At 71.1% G+C, this 22,160-nt stretch carries 21 protein-coding genes; 12 read left to right on the forward strand and 9 right to left on the reverse strand.

Annotated features, from left to right (window positions below; translation table 11 throughout):
* Window positions 1-303: 303 nt before the first annotated feature.
* From BMY97_RS17250 to BMY97_RS17260, 3 genes are all read left to right on the forward strand, one after another.
* Entirely contained in the window at window positions 304-741 is a 438-nt protein-coding gene (locus BMY97_RS17250) for an SRPBCC family protein (RefSeq protein ID WP_091617854.1), read from the forward strand.
* 171 nt (window positions 742-912) lie between these two features.
* Complete coding sequence (locus BMY97_RS17255; RefSeq protein ID WP_245787352.1) at window positions 913-2,307, forward strand: MFS transporter; 1,395 nt, start codon at window positions 913-915, stop codon at window positions 2,305-2,307.
* Window positions 2,304-2,717, forward strand: coding sequence for a MarR family winged helix-turn-helix transcriptional regulator (locus BMY97_RS17260; RefSeq protein ID WP_091617856.1), 414 nt, complete (start codon window positions 2,304-2,306; stop codon window positions 2,715-2,717). Before BMY97_RS17255 ends, BMY97_RS17260 begins: the two co-directional genes overlap by 4 nt.
* A gap of 1 nt (window position 2,718) precedes the next feature.
* Here the strand turns inward: BMY97_RS17260 and BMY97_RS17265 are convergent, their stop codons facing one another.
* From BMY97_RS17265 to BMY97_RS17280, 4 genes are all read right to left on the reverse strand, one after another.
* On the reverse strand, window positions 2,719-4,377 hold the full coding sequence (locus BMY97_RS17265) for a fumarate hydratase (protein WP_091617857.1): 1,659 nt from the start codon (window positions 4,375-4,377) through the stop codon (window positions 2,719-2,721).
* A gap of 613 nt (window positions 4,378-4,990) precedes the next feature.
* Window positions 4,991-6,028 carry a sigma-70 family RNA polymerase sigma factor gene (locus BMY97_RS17270; protein ID WP_091617858.1) on the reverse strand — a complete coding sequence of 346 codons (1,038 nt, stop codon included), beginning with the start codon at window positions 6,026-6,028 and terminating at the stop codon, window positions 4,991-4,993.
* A 315-nt stretch (window positions 6,029-6,343) separates the two neighbouring features.
* Window positions 6,344-6,769: a D-aminoacyl-tRNA deacylase gene (gene dtd / locus BMY97_RS17275; RefSeq protein WP_091617859.1), complete on the reverse strand. Its 426-nt coding sequence runs from the start codon at window positions 6,767-6,769 to the stop codon at window positions 6,344-6,346.
* Between the two features lie 10 nt (window positions 6,770-6,779).
* Complete coding sequence (locus BMY97_RS17280) at window positions 6,780-8,285, reverse strand: DUF7782 domain-containing protein (RefSeq protein WP_177231383.1); 1,506 nt, start codon at window positions 8,283-8,285, stop codon at window positions 6,780-6,782.
* A 28-nt stretch (window positions 8,286-8,313) separates the two neighbouring features.
* Between BMY97_RS17280 and BMY97_RS17285 the strand changes: the two genes are divergently transcribed.
* Both BMY97_RS17285 and BMY97_RS17290 read left to right on the forward strand, forming a co-directional pair.
* A complete protein-coding gene (locus tag BMY97_RS17285; RefSeq protein ID WP_091617860.1) occupies window positions 8,314-9,579 on the forward strand; it encodes an amidohydrolase in 1,266 nt (421 codons plus the stop codon).
* 17 nt (window positions 9,580-9,596) lie between these two features.
* Window positions 9,597-9,944: a DUF3099 domain-containing protein gene (locus BMY97_RS17290; RefSeq protein WP_091617861.1), complete on the forward strand. Its 348-nt coding sequence runs from the start codon at window positions 9,597-9,599 to the stop codon at window positions 9,942-9,944.
* Between the two features lie 4 nt (window positions 9,945-9,948).
* Here BMY97_RS17290 and BMY97_RS17295 read toward each other — a convergent pair whose 3' ends face one another.
* From BMY97_RS17295 to BMY97_RS17305, 3 genes are read right to left on the reverse strand one after another with little or no spacing between them, the layout of a single operon-like run.
* Window positions 9,949-10,818, reverse strand: coding sequence for a carbohydrate kinase family protein (locus tag BMY97_RS17295; protein ID WP_177231384.1), 870 nt, complete (start codon window positions 10,816-10,818; stop codon window positions 9,949-9,951).
* Window positions 10,815-11,720: a pseudouridine-5'-phosphate glycosidase gene (locus BMY97_RS17300; RefSeq protein WP_091617862.1), complete on the reverse strand. Its 906-nt coding sequence runs from the start codon at window positions 11,718-11,720 to the stop codon at window positions 10,815-10,817. The genes BMY97_RS17295 and BMY97_RS17300 overlap by 4 nt, the downstream gene beginning before the upstream one ends.
* Before the next feature lie 9 nt (window positions 11,721-11,729).
* Entirely contained in the window at window positions 11,730-12,374 is a 645-nt protein-coding gene (locus tag BMY97_RS17305) for an HD domain-containing protein (protein ID WP_245787353.1), read from the reverse strand.
* Window positions 12,375-12,438: 64 nt separating this feature from the next.
* On the opposite strand from BMY97_RS17305, the gene BMY97_RS17310 reads away from it, so the two are divergent.
* Together BMY97_RS17310 and BMY97_RS17315 are read left to right on the forward strand one after the other, a co-directional pair.
* Window positions 12,439-12,681, forward strand: a complete 243-nt coding sequence (locus BMY97_RS17310; protein ID WP_091617863.1) for a DUF3039 domain-containing protein — start codon at window positions 12,439-12,441, stop codon at window positions 12,679-12,681.
* 147 nt (window positions 12,682-12,828) lie between these two features.
* Window positions 12,829-13,665, forward strand: a complete 837-nt coding sequence (locus BMY97_RS17315) for a hypothetical protein (RefSeq protein WP_091617864.1) — start codon at window positions 12,829-12,831, stop codon at window positions 13,663-13,665.
* Between the two features lie 61 nt (window positions 13,666-13,726).
* On the opposite strand, the gene BMY97_RS17320 is transcribed toward BMY97_RS17315, so the two are convergent.
* The gene (locus BMY97_RS17320) at window positions 13,727-14,842 is read right to left on the reverse strand and encodes a YihY/virulence factor BrkB family protein (RefSeq protein WP_245787354.1); all 1,116 of its coding nucleotides are present in this window, start codon (window positions 14,840-14,842) and stop codon (window positions 13,727-13,729) included.
* Between the two features lie 279 nt (window positions 14,843-15,121).
* On the opposite strand from BMY97_RS17320, the gene BMY97_RS17325 reads away from it, so the two are divergent.
* From BMY97_RS17325 to BMY97_RS17345, 5 genes are all read left to right on the forward strand, one after another.
* On the forward strand, window positions 15,122-16,867 hold the full coding sequence (locus BMY97_RS17325) for a DEAD/DEAH box helicase (RefSeq protein ID WP_091617865.1): 1,746 nt from the start codon (window positions 15,122-15,124) through the stop codon (window positions 16,865-16,867).
* 334 nt (window positions 16,868-17,201) lie between these two features.
* Window positions 17,202-18,335 carry a sugar ABC transporter substrate-binding protein gene (locus BMY97_RS17330; protein ID WP_091617866.1) on the forward strand — a complete coding sequence of 378 codons (1,134 nt, stop codon included), beginning with the start codon at window positions 17,202-17,204 and terminating at the stop codon, window positions 18,333-18,335.
* Between the two features lie 95 nt (window positions 18,336-18,430).
* Window positions 18,431-19,204, forward strand: coding sequence for an ATP-binding cassette domain-containing protein (locus tag BMY97_RS17335; protein WP_091617867.1), 774 nt, complete (start codon window positions 18,431-18,433; stop codon window positions 19,202-19,204).
* Between the two features lie 20 nt (window positions 19,205-19,224).
* Window positions 19,225-20,658, forward strand: a complete 1,434-nt coding sequence (locus tag BMY97_RS17340; RefSeq protein WP_091617937.1) for a sugar ABC transporter permease — start codon at window positions 19,225-19,227, stop codon at window positions 20,656-20,658.
* 23 nt (window positions 20,659-20,681) lie between these two features.
* Window positions 20,682-21,851 (forward strand): ROK family transcriptional regulator, encoded by a 1,170-nt coding sequence (locus BMY97_RS17345; RefSeq protein ID WP_177231385.1) that lies wholly within the window; start codon window positions 20,682-20,684, stop codon window positions 21,849-21,851.
* A gap of 109 nt (window positions 21,852-21,960) precedes the next feature.
* Here BMY97_RS17345 and BMY97_RS17350 read toward each other — a convergent pair whose 3' ends face one another.
* Window positions 21,961-22,140 (reverse strand): DUF7455 domain-containing protein, encoded by a 180-nt coding sequence (locus BMY97_RS17350; protein ID WP_091617869.1) that lies wholly within the window; start codon window positions 22,138-22,140, stop codon window positions 21,961-21,963.
* Window positions 22,141-22,160: the final 20 nt, after the last annotated feature.

Below are 22,160 nucleotides of genomic sequence, written 5' to 3' on the forward strand. Positions count from 1 at the left end.
CTGAGGCAGCCGTGTCCGTGTGGATCTCGGGCGGTGGTGCTGAATGAGGCAGCCGCAGCTGGACTTGTGCAGCGGTGCTGGCGCAAGCCGCCGCACTGATCTCGCGCGGCGGTGCGGACCGAAGCCGCCGCGTTGACACCCCATAGCGGCCTCCGCGGCCGCCGGGCGACTCGAGTCGGGGGGGCCGCCCGGTGGCCGCGTGGGCGACCGGGGCCGCGGGCGGGGTTTTCCGCCATCGGTGTGGGAAATCTCCCCGCGGCCCATCCAGCGGGCCACCGCGTGCACCCCTTAACCTCGGCGCCCATGGGAACACGCCAGGTTTCGCGTACCGCGGTGATCGCCGCCTCGCCCGAGCAGCTCTTCGACCTGCTCGCCGACCCCGCCAAGCACCCGCTGATCGACGGCTCCGGCACGGTCCGCGCCAGCGGCGACGGCGGCCCGGACCGGCTCTCGCTCGGCGCGCGGTTCGGCATGGAGATGAAGATGGGCGCGTCGTACAAGATCCAGAACACCGTGGTGGAGTTCGAGGAGAACCGCCTCATCGCCTGGCGGCACTTCATGGGCCACCGCTGGCGCTGGCTGCTCAAGCCCCTGGACGACGGCAAGACCGAAGTCACCGAAACCTTCGACTGGTCGACGGCGAAATCCCCCCTGGCCATCCGGCTCGCCGGATTCCCCCGGAAGAACACCCAGGGCATCGAGAAGACGCTCGAGCGGCTCGCCGGGATGTTCCCCGGCTGAGCCCGAAGACACCCGCGGCGTCCGCTTTGCGCGTGACCTCGGCCGCCTTCGACCGGGGGCCCGGAAAGTTAGTTGTAGTCTGCTAAATGTTATAGCTCTACAACTACTTCGGGGGGTGCCGTGCCGGAGCTGAGCCGTCGGCGGCGGCAGGCGGTGCTGGCCGTCTGCTGTATGAGCCTGTTCATCGTGGGGCTCGACAACACGATCGTGAACCTGGCGCTGCCGTCCATCCAGCGTGAGCTCGGCGCGTCCGTCTCGAGTCTGCAATGGACGATCGACGCCTACACGCTCGTGCTCGCCAGCCTCCTGATGCTGTCCGGTTCCACGGCCGACCGGCTCGGCCGCCGGCGGACGTTCCAGACCGGGCTGGTGCTGTTCGGCCTCGGCTCGCTGCTGTGCGGCGTCGCGCCGAGCATCGGGCTGCTCATCGCTTTCCGCGCGGTGCAAGCGATCGGCGGCTCGATGCTCAACCCGGTGGCGATGTCGATCATCACCAACACCTTCACCGAACCGAAGGAGCGGGCACGCGCGATCGGCGTGTGGGGCGGCGTGGTCGGGCTGAGCATGGCCATCGGCCCGGTGGTCGGCGGCGCGCTGGTCGGCCCGTTCGGCTGGCGCTCGATCTTCTGGATCAACGTGCCGGTGGCGATCGCCGCCGTGGTGCTCACCGCCCTGCTGGTGCCCGAATCCCGCGCGCCGCGGCCGCGCCGGATCGACCCCGTGGGCCAGCTGCTCGTGATCGTGTTCCTGGCCGGTCTGACGTACGGCATCATCGAAGGCCGCGAGGCGGGCTACGGCTCCCCGCGGATCCTGGGCGTGTTCGCGCTGGCGCTGCTCGCGGTGGTGGTGCTGGTGCCCTACGAGAAACGGCGCCGGGATCCCTTGCTGGAGTTGAGGTTCTTCCGCAGCGTGCCGTTCTCCGGGGCGACCGTGATCGCGATCTCCGCGATGGCCGGCCTCGCCGGGTTCCTCTTCGTCAACTCGCTCTACCTGCAGGACGCCCGCGGGTACAGCGCGCTCCACGCGGGCCTGCTGACGCTGCCGATGGCCGCGATGACGGCGGTCTTCGCGCCGCTGTCCGGACGGCTGGTCGGCGCGCGGGGCGCCCGGCTGCCGCTGGTCGTCGCGGGGTCCGGCATCACGGTGGGCGCCGCGGGGCTGTCCTGGGCGACCCAGAGCACGTCCGTCTGGCCGCTGATGGCCTGTTACGTCGTCTTCGGCATCGGCTTCGGCCTGGTCAACGCGCCGATCACCAACGCGGCGGTGTCCGGCATGCCGCGCTCGCAGGCGGGCGTCGCGGCCGCGATCGCGTCGACGAGCCGTCAGGTCGGCGCGTCGTTCGGCGTCGCGGTGATCGGCACGGTGGTCACCGCCCGGGTGCACGGCCCGTTCAGCACGGGGTTCGCGGCGGCCAGCTCGGTCGGCTGGTGGATCATCGCCGGCTGCGGGGCGGTGGTGCTGGTGCTCGGCCTGGTCACGACCAGCGGCTGGGCCCGCGCGTCCGCCGCCAGGGTGGCCGACGGGCTCGAGGACGAGCCCAGCCCCGGCCTGGTGCCCGCGCGATGAACGGCGAGACGGCCGTGCGCGCCTGGGCCCGGATGCGTTCGCTGGTGCTGGACCAGCACGACCGCCGGCGCGAGGTCAGCGACGCGCTCGGCATGAGCTTCATCAAGGTCAAGGCCCTGTACCGGGTCGCCGAGCGGCCGATGACCATGCGCGAGCTGACCGAAACGCTCAACACCGACCGGCCGTACACCACGCTCGTGGTCGACGACCTGGTGCGCCGCGAGCTGGCGGTCCGCGAGCCGCACCCGGACGACCGCCGCAGCCGGGTCGTCACGCTCACCCCGGCGGGCCGGGAAGCCGCCGCGCTGGCCCTGCGGATCCTGGGTGAGCCGCCCGAGGCCGTGCTCGCGCTGCCGCCGGCCGACCTCGCGGCCCTCGACCGCATCCTGGCGCGGCTCACCCCCTCGTAGGTCAGTGGAAACTGATCTGCAGCACCGGTTCGCTGGTGGCGGCGAAGAAGTCGTTGCCCTTGTCGTCGATGACGATGAAGGCGGGGAAGTCCTCGACCTCGATCTTCCACACGGCTTCCATGCCCAGCTCGGCGTACTCGAGCACGTCGACCTGCTTGATGCAGTCCTTGGCCAGCCGGGCGGCGGGGCCGCCGATCGAGCCGAGGTAGAAGCCGCCGTGCGCCTGGCACGCGGCGGTGACCTGCTTCGAGCGGTTGCCCTTGGCCAGCATCACCAGCGAGCCGCCGGCGGCCTGGAACTGCTCGACGTAGGAGTCCATCCGCCCGGCCGTGGTCGGGCCGAACGAACCGGACGCGTAGCCCTCGGGCGTCTTCGCCGGGCCCGCGTAGTACACCGGGTGGTCACGCAGGTACTGCGGCATCTCCTCACCCGCGTCGAGGCGCTCGGCGATCTTCGCGTGCGCGATGTCGCGCGCCACCACCAGCGGCCCGGTCAGCGAAAGGCGGGTTTTCACCGGCAGCTGCGAGAGCTGCTCGCGGATCTGCGCCATCGGCCGGTTCAGGTCGACGGTCACGACCTCCTCGGACAGGTCGTCCTCGGTGACCTCCGGCAGGAACCGCGCCGGGTCGCGCTCGAGCTGCTCGATGAACACCCCGTCGGCGGTGATCTTGGCCTTGGCCTGACGGTCGGCCGAGCAGGACACCGCGATGCCGACCGGGCAGGACGCGCCGTGGCGCGGCAGCCGGATCACCCGCACGTCGTGGCAGAAGTACTTGCCGCCGAACTGCGCGCCGATGCCGAACTGGCGCGTCATCTCCAGCACCTGCTGCTCCAGGCCCGGATCGCGGAACGCGTGGCCCAGCTCCGAGCCTTCCTGCGGCAGCGTGTCGAGGTAGCGCGCCGAGGCGAGCTTCGCGACCTTCAGGTTGAACTCCGCCGACATGCCGCCGACGACGATCGCCAGGTGGTACGGCGGGCACGCCGCGGTGCCGAGCCCGCGCAGCTTCTCGTCCAGGAACCGCGCGAGCCGCTTCGGGTTCAGCACGGCCTTGGTCTCCTGGAACAGGAACGTCTTGTTCGCGCTGCCGCCGCCCTTGGCCATGAACAGGAACTCGTACGCGGGGTCGCCACCACCGTCTTTGTGGTACAGCTCGACCTGCGCGGGCAGATTGGTGCCGGTGTTGCGCTCGTCCCAGAAGTTGACCGGCGCCATCTGCGAATAACGCAGGTTCAGCTGCTGGTAGGCGTCGAAGATGCCCTGCGACAGCGCGCGCTCGTCGTCGCCGCCGGTGAGCACGCCCTCGGAGCGCTTCCCGATGACGATCGCCGTGCCGGTGTCCTGGCACATGGGCAGCACGCCGCCGGCCGAAATGGCGGCGTTGCGCAGCAGGTCCATCGCGACGAACCGGTCGTTGCCGCTGGCCTCGGGGTCGTCGACGATGGCCCGCAGCTGGGCCAGGTGTGACGTGCGCAACAAGTGCTGGATGTCGGTGATGGCCGTGCGCGCGAGCGTGGTCAGCGCGGCCGGGTCGACCAGCAGGAACTCGCGCCCCGCGGCCTCGACGACCTCGACGCCGTCCGCGGTGACCAGCCGGTACTCGGTGGTGGTGTCCTTGCCGAGCGGCAGGACTTCGGTGTGCTGAAACGTGGTGGACGGCACAGCCAGGCTCCTTTGCCCCTGATCGGAATCCGACCACGGTACTCAGCGCCCCCGCACCACCGGCTCACGCCCGAGGGCCAGTGTGTCCCAGCGCACGAACGCAGCCGGAAAAAGCCGACCGGCCAAGGGGAAATCCCGGGAAAACGAGGTTTGGTTCGGGAGGCCGGGCCCACCCCGACGGACCCGACCTCCCGGGGAAAGCGGACGGATGCGCACACATCCGCACCGCGTGGCTCAAACCAGGCGTTCACCGGCGGCAGTCGAACGTCCCAGTCACGACATTGTCGTGACGCAGGTCATAAGTCAATCCGGCCGAACGGGTGTCACCAAGGCCCTCCTACCCACTCCCCGTACCCCTCAAACTCGCTGATCCTCCCGCCAACGCCGAAGATCCCGTGACCATCCGTTCACGGGATCTCCAGTGCAAACAACGCGGCTAACGCTCAAACCCAACCGCCGCCAGAAGGCAACGGCAGCTGGAAGGTGACCACCGCCGGGGGTCCAGGGGGCCTCGCCCCCTGGCGGGGGTTTGGGGGTTCGACCCCCAAAGGACACCTGATGCGGGGCCTGGGGCGAGCGCTCTCCGCGAGCACAACTCGCCCCTACCCCCGCATCAGCTGGCGTAAGCCCGCAGCCGCTCGGCCCGCTCGCCCTGGCGCAGCTTCGACATGACCTCACGCTCGATCTGGCGCACGCGCTCGCGGGACAGGCCGAAGTGCTTGCCGATCTGGTCGAGTGTCCGCGGCTGGCCGTCGTCGAGGCCGTAGCGCAGGCGGATCACCTGGGACTCGCGGTCGTCGAGCGTCGCGAGCACGCGGCGCAGGTCGTCCTGGAGCAGGCCGGAGATCACGGCGCTCTCGGCGTCGGTGGCCTCGGAGTCCTCGATGAAGTCGCCCAGCGGGGCGTCCTCTTCGGTGCCGACCGGCATGTCCAGGCTTACCGGGTCACGCGAGTGGTCGAGCAGGTCCGAGATCTTGTGCGCCGGGATGCCCGACTCGGCCGCCAGCTCCTCGTGCGTGGCGTCGCGGCCGAGCTGCTGGTGCAGGTCGCGCTTGATGCGGGCGAGCTTGTTGACCTGCTCGACCAGGTGGACCGGCAGCCGGATGGTGCGTCCCTGGTCGGCCATTCCCCTGGTGATGGCCTGGCGGATCCACCAGGTGGCGTAGGTCGAGAACTTGAACCCCTTGGAGTAGTCGAACTTCTCCACCGCCCGGATCAGGCCCAGGTTCCCCTCCTGGATCAGGTCGAGCAGCGGCATGCCACGGCCGGTGTAGCGCTTCGCCAGCGAGACCACCAGGCGGAGGTTGGCCTCCAGCAGGTGGTTCTTGGCCACGTGGCCGTCGCGCACCAGCGCGTTCAGCTCCGTGCGCCGCTTGGCGGTGAGGTTCTCGCCGGTGTCGGCCATGTGCTGGGCGAACACCCCGGCCTCGATGCGCTTGGCCAGCTCGACCTCGTCGGCCGCGCTGAGCAGCGCGGTCTTGCCGATGCCGTTGAGGTACACGCGTACCAGGTCGGCGGCCGGGCTCTGGGCGTCGAGGTCTTCCGCGGTGAGTGTCCCCACACCCGCCGGCGGCTCCTCGACGTAGGGCCGTGTTGGAATCCCGCGCTCGCGAATCCCGCGCGCTTCGCGTTCGAGAGTCTGGACTGACATTCTGCCTCCCCGGTCACGGGCTGAACGTGTCTCGCCGGTGATGCGCCTGCGGTGACGGGCCCTGTGGAAACCCGGACCGCGGGCCCAGCCGGCTTGGCTGGACATCGATCTCAACGCCCCGGGAGCGCAAAACGTTCCCGGCTTGCTGAAGAGAAGACGGCGCGAAAGACCCCGCGGTTGCTCCACCAAAACTGAGCTTTCCCTGAGAAGCCCGCTGTGGCCCGGGAATCGTGAAGATCCGGTGAGGATCGTCGCTTCCGGCGAACCGATGCGGCCGCGGATCCGTACGCCGTCCCGGCGACCGGGCGATGTGGTCTAGACCTCCACGAGAACGGTGAACGGGCCGTCGTTCACGCTCTCCACCGCCATCATCGCGCCGAACCGGCCGGTAGCCACCGTCGCGCCGCGCGCCCGCAGCTCCTCGATCATGGCTTCCACCAGGGGTTCGGCCACTTCCGGGCGGGCCGCCGCGGTCCACGACGGGCGGCGGCCTTTGCGGGTGTCGCCGTACAGCGTGAACTGCGAGACGACGAGCAGCGGCGCGCCCGCGGTGGCGCACGACTGCTCGTCGCGCAGAATGCGCAGCTCGTGGAGCTTGCGCGCCATGGTGGCGGCTTTCACCCGATCGTCCGAGGCGTGGATTCCCAGCAGCACCAACAGTCCCGGTTCCGTGATGGCCCCGATCACGGTTCCGTCCACTGTCACACTCGCCCGGGTGACGCGGGCCGCGACGGCTTTCATGACGAGCGTCTCAGTGCGGCCCGGCCGGCACGAGCATCCCGTGCCGCACCAGTTCCCGGACCACGGGCAGCGCCGCGGCGGCCAGCTCGCCGGGCTCGAGGCCCTGCGCCGCCGCCAGCAGCTCGATCAGGTCCTCCAGCGCCAATGCGCCCTGACAGCCCGCGAGCAGCCGCGTGGCGAGCTCGTCGACCTCGTGCTGCCACCCGGGCCCGTCGGTGCGGTGCAGGCGCCGCACGGTCGTCTCCCAGCCCTCGGGGCCGGGGGAGTCGACGCGCTCCAGCAGCACCGTTACCGGCACCCGGAACGCGACGTCCAGCAGCTCGTCGCCGTGGGCGCGAAGCCACTCCACGCGGTCGAGCCAGTTCGCGGCCTCCGGGCCCAGCGGGTCGTCGTACGCCTGGCGCAGGTCTTCGCACACCACGGTCGGCGTTTTCCCGGCCGCACGGCGCAAAGTGACAAATCCGAAGCCGATGCCCCGCACGTCGTTCTCGGTGAACCAGTCCAGCCACGCGGCGGCTTTCGCGCGGCCTTCGGGCGAGCGCGGGTCGATGCCCTCGTCTCGCAGCCAGGTGCCCACGTACAGCCCCGGGTCGGCGACGTCGCGCTGGACGAACCACGCGTCGGTCTCCGCGGGCAGCCAGCGCGCGACGCGGTCGGCCCAGTCCTCACGGCCGGTGTGCAGCCAGGACGCGAGCAGCTGGCCGACGCCGCCGTCGTTGAGGAAGCCCGGCAGCTGGCGCACGACGAGCGCGCTGGCGTCGTCGCCGGCCAGCCCGGAGTCGCGGTAGGTGTAGTCGACCCGCGGCGGGCCGACCACGAACGGCGGATTGCACACGACCTGGTCGAACCGCCGCCGCGCGACCGGCGCGAACCACTCGCCGCGCACCAGCTCCACGTCCAGCTCGTTGAGCCGGAACGTGCCCGCGGCCAGCGCCAGCGCCCGCGCGGAGACGTCGGTGGCCGTGACCCGCTGTGCGTGGCGGGTGGCGTGCAGGGCCTGGACGCCGTTGCCGGTGCCGACGTCGAGCAGGCTGCCGACCGGGCGGCGGCTGGTCGCGCGGATCAGGCTCAGCGAGGCGTGCCCGACGCCGAGCACGTGGTCCTCGGGCACGGTGTGGCCCAGCATGTCGGCGTCGAGGTCCGACACCACCCACCAGGAGCCTTCCTCGTCGCCGTGCGGGCGGATGTCGAGGGCGGCCTGGAACCCGTCGGGGCCGGCCTTCAGCACCCCGGCGGCCACCGCCGCCTCGGCGGAAAGCGGGGCAAAAGCCGTTTCGACCGACTTTTCGGGCTCGGTCAGGCCGAGCAGGAACAGCCGGATGAACGTGCCGAGGTCGCCGGCGTCGAGGCTCGCGCGGCGGGCCGGCTCCGGCTCGCCGCGGCCGAGCGCGGAGTGCGCCGCGCCGCCGAGCGCGGCGACCACGCCGTCGGCGTCGTAGGCGGCGCGGAGGAAGGCCTCGCGCAGCCGCGCGCAGACGGCCGGGGACAGGTCGGGCAGAGGCGTGTTCGTGCTCACGGTGGGTAAGCCTGCCACGATGGCCGCTGTGACCTACGAACGTGTCCTCGCTCCGCTCGGCGCCGCGCTGCCCGACTTGGAGGCGCTCTACCTCGACCTCCACCGGCATCCCGAGCTGGCGTTCGCCGAGACGCGCACCGCCGCCGAGCTGGCGCGGCGGCTGACCGGCGACGGGTTCGAGGTGCACACGGGCGTCGGCCGCACCGGCGTGGTCGGCGTGCTGCGCAACGGCGAGGGGCCCACCGTGCTGCTCCGCGCCGACATCGACGCGCTGCCGGTCGAGGAGAAGACCGGCCTGCCGTACGCGAGCACCGCCCGTGGCGCCGACGCCGAAGGCCGCGATGTGCCGGTGATGCACGCCTGCGGCCACGACATGCACGCCACCTGGCTCTCCGGCGCCGCGAGCCTGCTCAGCGCCGCCCGCGACAGCTGGTCCGGCACGCTGCTGGCGGTGTTCCAGCCGGGTGAAGAGGGCGGGGACGGCGCCGCCGGCATGGTCCAGGACGGCGTCTTCGACCTCGCCGGCAAGCCCGACTTCGTGTTCGGCCAGCACCTCGTGCCCGGGCCCGCGGGCTGGGTGCTGACCCGGCCGGGCGTGATCATGGCGGCGTCGGACTCGCTGCGGGTCACCCTGCACGGCCGCGGCGGGCACGGCTCGCGCCCGGAGACCACCGTCGACCCGGCCGTGCTCGCCGCTTCGGTGGTGCTGAAGCTGCAGACGATCGTCTCCCGGGAGACCGCGGCCACCGAGCCGGCGGTGGTCACCGTCGGCTCGATGCACGTGGGCACCACGGGCAACGTGATCGCCGACGACGCGGTGCTGGAGGTGAACACCCGCGCCTTCGACAACGCCGTGCTGCTGCGCGTGCGCGCCGCGATCGAACGGATCGTCCACGGCGAGGCGGTCACGGCGGGGGCGCCGAAGCCGCCGGAGATCGAGCTGGCCGGCTCCTACCCGGTCACGGCCAACGACGAGGCCGTGACCGGAGAGCTGACCGAGGTGTTCCGCGCGCACTTCGGGCCCGAGACGACCATGCCCGCGCCGCTGGTCACCGGCAGCGAGGACTTCAGCGAGTTCGGCCGCGCGGCCGGCGCGCCCTCGGTGTTCTGGCTGGTCGGCGGCTTCGACCCGGTCGAGGTGATCACCGCGATGACCGAGGGCCGGTTCGAGTCCGACATCCCGTCGAACCACTCGCCGCGGTTCGCGCCGGTGCTGCACCCCACGCTGCGGGCGGGGGTGGAGACCTTGGTGGTCGCCGCCCTTTCCCGGATGGCCCACCCGGGTGTCGAATGAGCCGCGCGAGTGGGAGCATGGACCTCGGAGGTGGTGCTGTGAACGAGCCCGCCCACGGCCCGGATCCCCGTCCCGCCCCGGTGCTGATCACCGAGGCCGCCCCGTCCTACGACGATCAGCTGGCCTCGCGCAAGCGCAGGTACATCATCATGATGCTGTGCCGCATCCCGTGCCTGGTGCTGGCCGGGCTGACCTACCACACCTGGTGGCTGGCGATCACGTTCCTGGTGATCTCGGTGCCGCTGCCCTGGATCGCGGTGCTGATCGCCAACGACCGCCCGGCGCGCAAGTCGGAGGACGCCAACCGCTACCAGCGGGAGGCGAAGCAGATCGAGCACCGCGACCACCCGGTCATCGAAGGCTGAGCGGTCACGGCTGGGGCCCGACCCGGCTGACGGCCAGCGCGCCCAGCCGGGTGCCGGCCCGCAGTACGTCCACTGTGGACTTCCCGGCGAGCCAGGTGGTGAGCACGCCCGCGTCGAACGCGTCGCCCGCGCCGGTGGAGTCGACGCAGTCGGCCTCGATCGCGGGCACGGTGGTCACGCCGTGTTCGTCGACCCAGCTCGCGCCTTCGAGCCCCGCGGTGACCACCACGGCGCCGACGTGCCCGAGCAGCTCCTTCGCCGACTCGGGATCCGCGGATCCGGTCAGTGCCACCAGTTCTTCGGTGTTCGGCATCAGCAGGTCCGTGCCGCGGACGTCGTCGAGGAACGCCCCGGCGTCGTGGATGTGCGCGGCCGCCTGCGGGTCCACGGAAGTGCTCAGCCCGGCCTTCTTCGCCGCCGCCAGCGCGGCCAGCCCGGCCGGGCGTGAGGACGGGTCCAGCAGCACGTAACCGGACAGGTGCAGGTGGCCCGATCCGGCGAGCGCCTCGGGCGTGACGTCGCCGGGCTGGAAGCGTTTGTTCGCGCCGCGGTCGGCGAGCATGCTGCGCTGGCCGGTGCCGTCCACCATCACCACGACGCAGCAGGTCGCCGCCTCGGGGTCGACGGCGAACGCGCAGCGCACCCCGGTGGCCTCCAGCTCGGCGCGGATCAGCCGGCCGCCGGAGTCGTCGCCGATGCGCGCGACGAGTGTGGTCGCCGCGCCCAGGGATCGCAGCCACAGCGCGGTGTTCGCGCCCGCGCCGCCGCCGGTGAAGCGGATCTCGGCACGCGCGTCGCCGCCGTGGGGGAGCGCCTCGTCGTGCCGGGCGACCACGTCCAGGCCGGCGTCGCCGACCACCACGATCCCGGTCACGACAGCGCCACCGCGACCTCGGCGGCGAGCTTCGCGTTGGACAGCACCAGCGCTTCGTTCGCGTCGATGCTCGCGCCGCCGCTCGCGGTGTGGAAGTGCTCCAGCAGCACCGGGGTCACGTCCGAACCGTGGACGTTGTTGTCCCGCAACAGGTTCAGCCCCTCTTCGAGCAGCCGGTCGTGCAGTGCCTTGTCCATTTCGGACTGTTCCGGGATCGGATTCGTGAGCAGCACGCCGGACGGGGCGTACGCGCGGTGCGCGGCGATCACGGCGGCAGCCTGCTTCGCGTCGTCCACGCGCCAGCCGACCGGGTGACCCGAGGAGCGCAGGTAGAACGCCGGGAACTCGTCGGTGCGGTAACCGAGCACCGGCACCGAGTTCGTCTCCAGCACCTCCAGCGTCGCGGCGATGTCCAGCACCGACTTCACCCCGGAGCAGACGACCACCGTCGGCACCTTGGCCAGCACGCCGAGGTCGGCCGAGACGTCCCAGGAAAGCGCCGCGCCGAGGTGCACGCCGCCGAGCCCGCCGGTGGCGAACACGCCTATGCCGGCCGCGGCCGCGAGCGCCGACGTGCCGGCCACCGTGGTCGCGCCCGAGCGGCCGAGCCCGACCGCGGGGCCGAGGTCCCGCAGCGAAAGCTTGTCCAGTCCGGCGCCGGGCGCGCAGACCCGCTCGAGTTCGGCCGGCGACAGGCCGATCACCGGGCGGCCGTCCAGCACGGCGATGGTGGCCGGGACCGCGCCGCCCTCGCGCACGACCTGTTCGAGGCGGTGGGCGACGTCGAGGTTGCGGCCGGGCGGCAGGCCGTGCGACAGGATCGTGCTCTCGAGGGCGACGACGGGGTGGCCGTCACGCAGCGCCGAGGCGACCTCCGGGTGGAGGGACAGTTGCGTAGTCACGGACGGACATCATCTGTGATCCCCGCCGGGCGAGCGCCAGCGGGTCAGCTCGGCCGCCAGATTGCGCCGCGCGGCCGCTTCCCAGCGTGACCGAGCGGCTTCGCTGCGGTACAGCGGGGCGTGGGCCAGCAGGTTCTCCAGGACGGCGGCGCGGCCGACGGCCCAGGACGTGTCGTCGTACCTCGCGTACTCCTCGCGGACGGCGACCGCGTACGCGTCGTACTCGGCGGGCGCTGCGCCGAGGACGGCGAGGTCGGCGTCGAGCAGGGCGGTGGCGGCTTCGTCGTCGTCGGGCGCCTGGTGTCCCGCGGTGGCGAGCACGAGCCCCTCGGCCCGGGCGACGTGCGGCTCGGCGACGCCCGCGCGCGTCAGCCAATGGCGTAGCCAGGCGGCGCTGCGGCGCTCGTCTTCGCCGGACACCGCGTCGTACACGACGTCGTGCGCCCAGGCGGCGACGGTCACCACCGCGCGCTCCGGAACGGACAGGTCACGGGCCAGCGGCGCGGAATCGCGCGCGACCGCCGCCGCGTGGGCCAGGCCGTGGTAGCGCCGGTGCGGCTCGCCGTACTGCCACTCGAGGTACGACCACGCGTCGCGGGCCACCCGGGCGTCGCCGTCGAGTGCGGTGAAGGCGGAAAGCCAGCTTCGGTCCACGCCGCCGACGATAGTGCCGCGACCGGTGATTCCGGCACTCCCGCCGCTGAGGCATGATGGACGGGTGAGCACCGAGACGCTGACGAAGCCGGAGACCGACAGTTCCGAGTCGACCGACGACGACACCCCCAAGATGTTCCACTACGTGCGCAAGAACAAGATCGCCGAAAGCGCGGTCATGGGCACGCACGTGGTGGCCCTCTGCGGCGAGGTCTTCCCGGTCACCCGGTCCGCCAAGCCGGGCTCCCCGGTCTGCCCGGCCTGCGAGGAGATCTACAAGGGCCTCCGCCCGGGCAAGGACAAGTAGCCCGCTGCCGCCGGCGGCCCCGTGCGGGGTGCGCGGGGGAAGCGTAATGCGAACAAAGATGAAAATCCTTCACCCGGTGGCTGTGCGGCCGGGGAAGAACTGGTAGATCTGCGATCCGGTCACTTCCCCCCTCCGGACGGAGTTCGCATGCGCAGAACCGGGATCGTCCTCGCCCTAGTCGTCCTGCTCGCCGCCGCGGTGCCCGGGATGGCCGGCGCCGTCACCGGGTGGACGACCGTCGGGTCCGACAACGCGCGCCCGCTCGACGAGAGCCAGGGGCTGGCGACCATCGTCCGGCCCTCGGGCACCACCATCCGCTACACCGGCATCGGCACCGTGCCCGCCGACCTCGCCGCGCAGGGCTGGAACCACGTCGGCGACCCCGGTTCGGCGCAGGGCTGGTACGTCGAGCCCTACCAGCGTGACGACCGCGGCGCGAAGCTCTTCCGCGTCCAGGCCCCGGACGGCACCTGGACCGACTACAAGCACAACCTCGAATCGTGGGAGGCGAACAACAACTCGTTCGCCGCCGTCTCGCCCGACGCGCGCTGGATGGTGGCCGGCGAGTTCGGCACCATGGACCGGCTCCTGGTGCACCCGATGCCCGGCGTCGCGTTCACCGACCCGGGCCAGAACCTGCCCTACGCCTCGGCCATCCGGCTCGACCACCAGGTCCGCGACGTCCAGGGCTGCGACTTCGTCAGCGACACCCGGCTGATGTGCTCCTCCGACGACCCGGACGGCAGCCTGTTCGGCACCACCAAGCCGCTGCTGCAGGTGGACCTGGCCGCCCCGGTGTCCGGCTCCGACGTGACCGGGCACGTGACGTCGCTGGGCCAGCTGCCGCTGGAAAGCGGCTGCAGCGGGAACTTCGAGGTCGAGGGCATCGACTTCGACGAGCGTGACAACACCCTGCGCGTCGTCGTGATGTCCCCGAGCGTCTGCATCGCCTTCGACAGCAAGACCTGGCGCTTCCACCAGTGACCGCTCGTGAGTGTTCGTGACGGTTCTCACCGTCACGAACACTCACGAGCAGTGCTGGGGGTCAGGTTCGCGTGTCGTCCTTTTCGGCGGCCGGTTCGACGACGTCCTCGGGCGCCTCGTCCGGCGCGGGGGAGCGTGACTCCTCCACCTCGTGATGTTTGGGCCGCCGCAACGGAATCGTGGTGCGGTCCCAGAGCTTGCGGCCCTCCTCGGTGCGCAGCCGCTCGTTCGCCCGCTCCATCTCCAGGCGGCGCCAGCGCCGGCGCTGGCGGCGGGTCGCGCGCGCCGGCCACAGCTCCTGGATGGCGCTGTTGAAGTACGCGCCGCCCACCACCGCGAGCCCGATGAAGAACATCAGCAGCAGGAACGCGATCGGCGCGGCGAGCGCGCCGTAGGTGTAGCCGGTCTTCGTGATCCAGTTCAGGTAGATGCGCAGCCCGACGCTGGAGAGCAGGAAGACCACCATCGCCAGCCCCGCGCCCGGCAGCCCGCGGTGCCAGGGCAGCCGCCGCGGCAGGGCGAGCTTGTACAGCGTGGTCAGCGCCAGCACGATCATCACGCCCAGCACCGGGAAGTAGAGCGTGCCGACCCAGTCGCTGACCGTCGGGCGCCAGTTCGCCGGGAAGAACTCCGGCAGCAGGTCCGGCCCGATCGCCAGCAGCGGCAGCCCGATCACCAGGATCACCAGCCCGCACAGGTACAGCAGCAGCGCGAAGATCCGCTGCCACACCTCGTTGCGCACGCCGTACTGGTCGTGCGCGACGGTGATCGCGTCCACGAACGAGGACATCGCCGACGAGCCCGCCCACAGCGAGATCAGGAAGCCCACCGAGACGATCTCGCCCTTGCCGACGGTGAGGATGCTGTTCACCGTCGGCTCGATGATCTCCTGCACCGCGTTGGCGCTGAAAATGGTGCGGCAGAAGGTGATGATCCGGTCGTGCGCGGCGGTGACCACGTCCTGGCCGAACCACTCGCCGACGAAGCCGAGGCTGCCCAGCAGCCCGAGCAGCAGCGGCGGCAGCGACAGCGTCTGCCAGAACGCGGCTTCGGCGGCTTCGGAGAAGATGTTGCCGTCCCAGGCCTTGGCGAAGGTGCGCGTGATGAGGCGCCACGGCCCCTTGCGCGCCGTCTTCTCCGCGGTCGCCGCCCCGGCGTCCGGTTTCACCTCGTTCATGGTGGGTCCCAGCATGGTCCATTCGCGCGAATTTGGCTCGTCACCGGTGGTATTCGCGGGCGTGTCGGGTGAACGCCGGGTGGGTTCCGCCGTGGCGGTGCCCCGCGCCGGGGCACCCGGAAGGTAAGCTCACGGGAGTGCCCTCACCGCAGTCGCCGGCGTCGAAGCCGGTACCACAGTGGGGGTTCTTGCATGTCACAGCCGCACGTCACGGCCGAAGGCCGCGGCATCGGTGGCATCCGAGTTATCCGTGTTGTCCGAGCAGGGGGTGAGCCGAGTTTGTCCGACACGACCGAGCGGGTCCTCGGGGCGCCGCCCGCCGACCAGGACTCCACCGCCCGCCCGCTGCGGGCCTGGCAGCGCCGGGCGCTGACCAAGTACCTGACCAAGCGGCCGAAGGACTTCCTGGCGGTCGCGACGCCGGGCGCGGGCAAGACGGTGTTCGGCCTGCGGATCGCGGCCGAGCTGCTGTCGGACCGCACCATCGAGGCCGTCACGATCGTCACCCCGACCGAGCACCTGAAGCACCAGTGGGCCGCTTCGGCCGCGGCGGCCGGGATCGCGATCGACTCCAACTTCCGCAACACCACCGGCGTCACGTCGTCGGACTACCAGGGCGTCGCGGTCACGTACGCGCAGATCGCCGCGCACCCCACGCTGCACCGGGTCCGCACGGAGAACCGCAAGACGCTGGTCATCCTCGACGAGATCCACCACGGCGGCGATGCCAAGTCGTGGGGCGACGCGGTGCGCGAGTCGTTCACGCCCGCGGTGCGCCGGCTGGCGCTGACCGGCACGCCGTTCCGCAGCGACGATTCGGCGATCCCGTTCGTCACCTACGAGCCCGACGAGGGCGGCTTCCAGCGCAGCAAGGCCGACCACTCCTACGGTTACGCCGAAGCGCTGGCCGACGGCGTGGTCCGGCCCGTGGTCTTCCTCGCCTACTCCGGCGAGGCCTCCTGGCGCACCAGCGCGGGGGAGGAGTTCACCGCGCGCCTCGGCGAGCCGCTCACCGCGGAGCAGAACGCGCGGGCCTGGCGCACGGCGCTGGACCCGGCGGGCGAGTGGGTGCCCTCGGTGCTCCAGGCGGCCGACACCCGCCTGTCCCAGCTGCGCGCGCAGGGCATCCCGGACGCGGGCGGCCTGGTCATCGCCACCGACCAGGAGTCGGCCCGCGCGTACGCGAAGATCCTGGAGCGGATGTCCGGGCAGACGCCGACCGTGGTGCTCTCGGACGACCCCAAGGCGTCCGGGCGGATCAAGGAGTTCTCCGACTCGAACGACCGCTGGCTGGTCGCGGTCCGGATGGTCTCCGAAGGCGTCGACGTGCCGCGGCTGGCCGTCGGGGTGTACGCCACCAGCGCGTCGACCCCGCTGTTCTTCGCCCAGGCCATCGGCCGTTACGTGCGGGCCCGCAAGCCCGGTGAGACGGCGAGTGTCTTCCTGCCCAGCGTCCCGGTGCTGCTGGAGCTGGCGAGCGAGCTGGAAGCCCAGCGCGACCACGTGCTCGGCAAGCCGCACCGCGAGCAGGAGGGCTGGGACGACGAGCTGCTCGCCCAGGCCAACCGGACCGAGGACGAGCCGGGCGAGGAGGAGAAGGCGTTCACCTCCCTCGGCGCGTCGGCCGAACTCGATCAGGTGATCTACGACGGCAACTCGTTCGGGACCGCCGTCTTCTCCGGCTCCGACGAGGAGCAGGAGTACCTCGGCCTGCCCGGCCTGCTGGAGCCGGACCAGGTCCGCGCCCTGCTGCGCAAGCGGCAGGAGGAGCAGCTCTCCGACGAGAAGCGCCGCAAGCCCAAGGACGAGCAGCCCGCCGCCCCCGCGCGGCCGCAGTCGGTGAGCGAGCGGATCGGCACCCTGCGCAAGGAGCTGAACGCGCTGGTCGGCATGTACCACCACCGCACCAAGAAGCCCCACGGCGCGATCCACAACGAGCTACGCAGGGTGTGCGGCGGCCCGCCCACCGCCATGGCGACCATGGAGCAGCTCGAGGAACGGATCGTCACGCTCCGTTCCTGGTAGGTCCACTCTGCCCGGCCCTGCTTGAGGGGCGTCGGGCTGAGCCGGCCGGGCGAGCCTCGGTGCCGGGCTTCATGATCACTGCGTGTGTTCTGCCGGCGCCACGATCGACGGTCACGCTGAGTGTGTACTGGCGATCACTCCGTCAGGGGATTTACTCTTTCCGGACGGTCGTCGGGGCATGTTGCCGAACCGTGTCCAATTGGTGTCATTTAATCGATCCAGCTATCTTCCGCGAAGCTGCTCAGCGGCATATGTTGTCGGCCACAACATATGCGCGTCGGTGCGCCGGGTCCCCGGATTCACCGCCCGCGAGCATGATCCGGAAGGAACGAGGATGCGCAGCAGAACCCTTACCCTCCTTGCCGCCACGGTGAGCGCCGGCCTGGTGCTCACCGCTTGCGGTGCCAACTCCAACTCCGGGGGCTCTGGGAACAGCTCCTCGGCGGCCTCCGCTCCGGCGGGCGGCGGCGCCAACGGCAAGGTCGGCGTGATCCTCCCGGAGACCGCCACCTCCGCCCGCTGGGAAGCGTTCGACAAGCCGATGCTCCAGGCCGCGCTCTCGGCCCAGGGCTTCTCGGCGGACATCCAGAACGCCCAGGGTGACAACCAGAAGTTCTCGACCCTGGCCGACGGCTTCATCAGCCAGGGCGTCAAGGTCCTGATCATCGCCCCGTCCGACCCGGCGGTCGGCGCGGCCATCGAGACCAAGGCGAAGAACGCGGGCATCCCGGTCATCGACTACGACCGCCCGAGCCTCGGCGGCTCGGCCGGCTACTACGTCTCGTTCGACAACGAGAAGGTCGGTGAGCTCCAGGCCCAGGGCCTGGTCGACGCGCTGAAGGGCAAGCCGAAGCCCGCCATCGTGCAGATCGAGGGCGCGCCGACGGACAACAACGCCACCCTGTTCGGCGACGGCCACGACAAGATCCTCAAGCCGCTGTACGCCTCGGGCGCCATGAGCCTGGTCCGCAAGCAGGCCATCAACGACTGGGACGCGGCGCTCGGCGGCACCACCTTCGAGCAGATCTTCACCGGTGCCGGCGGCAAGGTCGACGGTGTCGTGGCGGCGAACGACGAGCTCGCCGGCGCGGTCATCACCGTGCTCAAGAAGAACGGCCTCAACGGCAAGGTCCCGGTCACCGGCCAGGACTCCACCGCGGCCGGCCTGCAGGCCATCCTGCGGGGCGACCAGACGCTGACGATCTTCAAGCCGATCAAGGAAGAGGCGGAGAACACCGCGAAGCTGGCCGCCGCGCTGGCGAAGAACGACACGGCCGCCGCCGACAAGATCGCCACGGGCACGCTGCACGACCCGAAGAACAACCGCGACCTCAAGTCGGTCCTGCTGACCCCGCAGCTGATCACCATCAACAACGTCAAGGACGTCGTCACCCAGGGCTACGTCAAGGCGTCGGAGATCTGCACCGGCGACCTCGCCGCCAAGTGCACCCAGTACGGCATCTCCTGAGCTGACTGAGTAGCACAACCCATACCGCCGGGCCGGGATGCGTACCCCGACGACGCATCCCGGCCCGGTACCCACGCGAGAGATATGCGAATCCCATGAGCGAGCCCATTCTCGACATCAAAGGCCTGAACAAGAGCTTCGGCCCGGTCCACGTCCTGCACGACGTGGACTTCGCCGTGCGGGCGGGCGAGGTGACCGCGCTGGTCGGTGACAACGGCGCCGGCAAGTCGACCCTCGTCAAGTGCGTCGCCGGCATCCACCCCTACGACACGGGCACCGTGCTGTTCAACGGCGAGCCGGTCCACATCCACAGCCCCAAGGACGCGGGCGAACTCGGCATCGAGGTCGTCTACCAGGACCTCGCGCTGGCCGACAACCTCGACATCGTGCAGAACATGTTCCTCGGCCGCGAGCGCGGCAGCCGCTGGCTGCTCGACGAGGCCAGCATGGAGAAGGCCGCGCGTGAAACGCTGGCCTCCCTCTCGGTGCGCACCGTGAAGTCCGTGCGCACCCCCGTCTCCTCGCTGTCGGGCGGCCAGCGCCAGACCGTCGCGATCGCGAAGTCGGTGCTGTGGAACAGCAAGGTCGTGATCCTGGACGAGCCGACCGCCGCGCTCGGCGTCGCGCAGACCCGGCAGGTGCTGGACCTGGTCCGCCGCCTGGCCGAGCAAGGCCTCGGCGTGGTGCTGATCAGCCACAACATGGCCGACGTGTTCGAGGTCGCCGACCGCATCGACGTGCTGTACCTGGGCCGCCTGGTGGCGGAGGTGCAGACCAAGGACGTCACCCACGGCCAGGTCGTCGAACTCATCACCGCGGGCCGTTCGGGCGACCTCGGCCTGGCCCGCCCCGAAGCCGTCGCGCTGTGAGCAACGAGAAAGAACCGGACATGACTGAGACCCCTGCCAAGCCCGCGCAGCCGGACGCCTCGGCGAACGCGATCGCCGACTTCGGCATCGACACCACGTCGATGTCCACGGGCGAGGCGATCAAGGACTACTTCGCGCGGATGAAGGACGGCCAGCTCGGCTCGATCCCGGCCGTGCTCGGCGTGATCGTGCTGGCGATCCTGTTCAGCGCCCTGTCGGGCGACTTCTTCACGCTGCGGAACATCGCGAACCTGCTCGCGCAGGGCGCGGGCCAGACCATCATCGCCATGGGCATCGTGTTCGTGCTGCTGCTGGGCGAGATCGACCTCTCCGCCGGCACCGCGTCCGGCCTGTGCGCCTCGCTGATGGCCTTGCACTACGTCAAGAACGGCAACCTGCTGGGCTCGATGGGCACGGGCGTGTTCATCACCTTCCTGGTGGTGCTCGGGATCGCGGTCGTGCTGGCCGTGCTGCAGCGCATCTGGGCGGGCGCGGTGATCGCGGCGCTCGGCATCGTCGTGATCGCGATCGGCGTGCCGGTGAACGCGTGGCTGGAGATGCTGATCGCGATCTGCGTCGGCACCGCGATCGGCTGCATCACCGGCTTCCTGGTGTCGAAGATCGGCATGCCGTCCTTCGTCGTGACGCTGGCGCTGTTCATCGTCTGGCAGGGCGTGATCCTGCAGTTCATCGGCGAGGGCGGCACGCTGCCGATCAGCACCAGCGACACGCTGAACGCGGTGGCGAACGGCAACCTCTCGGTCGCGGGCAGCTGGATCCTGTTCATCATCGGGGCCGGCGGTTACGCGCTCGTCGCGCTCGGCCAGCACTTCTCCCGCCGCAAGCGCGGCCTCGTGGTCCAGCCGACCCCGATCGTGCTGTTCAAGGTCGGCGTGGTCGCGGTGCTCGCGGCGGTGTCGACCGCGCTGCTGTCGGTCAACCGCTCGTCGAGCAACCTCGTGGTGATCGAGGGCGTCCCGTACGTGGTCCCGATCGTGCTGGTGCTGCTGGTCGCGGGCACCTACGTGCTCAACCGGACCCGCTACGGCCGGCACATCTACGCGGTCGGCGGCAACAAGGAGGCGGCGCGCCGCGCCGGCATCAACGTGCCGAAGCTGCGCACCAGCGTGTTCGTGATCAGCTCGACCTTCGCCGCGATCGGCGCGATCGTCTACTCGTCGAAGATCGGCGCGGTCAACCCGCAGTCCGGTGGCCTCAACACGCTGCTGTTCGCGGTGGGCGCCGCGGTCATCGGCGGTACCTCGCTGTTCGGCGGCAAGGGCCGGATGATCGACGCGGTGATCGGCGGGACCGTGCTGGCGATCGTGACCAACGGGCTCGGCCTGCTCCAGCAGTCCTCGGCGGTGGTCAACATCGTCACCGGCCTGGTCCTGATGCTCGCGGCCTCGGTGGACGCGCTTTCGCGGCGCCGAGCGGCCGCGTCGGCACGCTGACGCGTGATGGGACGATTCAGCCGGTGAGCAGCTCACCCGTCGCACGACCCGATGAGGTGCGCCGGCACAACCGCACGACCCTGCTCCGCCTGCTGCACGTCAGCGGGCCGAGCACCCGGGCGATGCTGGCCACCGCGCTGGGGCTCAACCGCAGCACGATCAAAACGCTCGTCGACGGGCTCGCGGAAGCGGGCGTCGTCGAGGAGCGGGTGCCGAGGCCGGGACGGGGGGCGGGCCGCCCCTCGCTCCTGGTCCTGCCCCAGCCGCACGCGGCGGTGGTGCTCGCGGTCGACCTCCAGGTCGAGCACGTGGCGATCGCGCTGGTGGGGCTGGGCGGCCAGATCCTCGGCCGCAACAGCTGGAACCTGCACGGCCGGACGCGCACCGCGGACGAGGTGATCACGCACGTGATCGAGTCGGCGGCGGTGCTGGCCGGCGACCTCGGGGTCGAGCCCGTGGCGGCGGGGGTCTCCGTGCCCGGGGTCGTGCGGCGCGCCGACGGCTACGTCCACGAGGCGCCCAACCTGCGCTGGACCGACGTCGCCCTGGGCGAACGGCTGTCCAGCGTGCTGCGGATCCCGATCCTCGTCGGCAACGACGCGGAACTCGGTGCCGTGGCGGAACACTTGCGCGGCGCGGCCCGCGGCTCGTCCGACGCGGTGTACGTCTCCGCCGACGTGGGTGTCGGCGGCGGCGTGATCGCTCAGGGCTCGTCGCTGCGCGGCGGCGCGGGCTACGTCGGGGAGATCGGCCACATGGTCATCCGCCCCGGCGGGCGGGCCTGTTATTGCGGCAGCAGCGGCTGCTGGGAGACCGAGATCGGTGAGGCCGCGCTGTGCCGGGCGCTGGGCCTGCCGGAGGAGACCCCGCGCGGCGCCATCCTGTTCGAGCTGCGGGAGCTGTCCCGCAACCCGGAGGAGGCCGCGTCCCGGCTCGCGGAGTTCGCCGAGTGGCTGACCCTCGGCCTGGTCAACGTGGTGAACCTGCTGGGCCCGCAGCTGGTCGTGCTGGGCGACCTGCTCACGGTGCTGCCGGAGTCGGTGCTGCAGCCGATCGCCGCCGAGGTCCGCCGGCGCAGCCTGGTCAGCCGCGCGGTCGGCGGCACCCGGATCGTCAGCTCGGCCCTCGGCGCCGACGTGAAGCTGCTGGGCGCCGCCGAGGTCGCCTTCGAAGTGGTGCTGGACACGGTCTGAGGCTCGGCAGCTCAACGGCTCGGCAGCTCGACCGAAAAGACCCCGGAACGCCGGAAGCGGCAGGCGCATCGGGCGCCTGCCGCTTCCGGTCGAGTTCCTTGGGGACCCCTTACTTCTGGATCTCCGCGGCCAGCTCCTTGAGCTTGGCCTCGTGCTCGTGGGCGTGGTGCCCGCAGAAGAGCAGCTCTCCTCCGGAACTGAGCACGGCTCGTACTTGTGCCGCGGCCCCGCACCGGTCGCATCGGTCGACGGCGGTCAATTCGGGGCGGGTGAGCGTGGGTGATGTCATGGGGGTCTCCCTCCGTCCCG

The organism is Amycolatopsis saalfeldensis (assembly GCF_900110575.1).
In the GTDB taxonomy this organism is placed as follows: Bacteria; Actinomycetota; Actinomycetes; order Mycobacteriales; family Pseudonocardiaceae; genus Amycolatopsis; species Amycolatopsis saalfeldensis.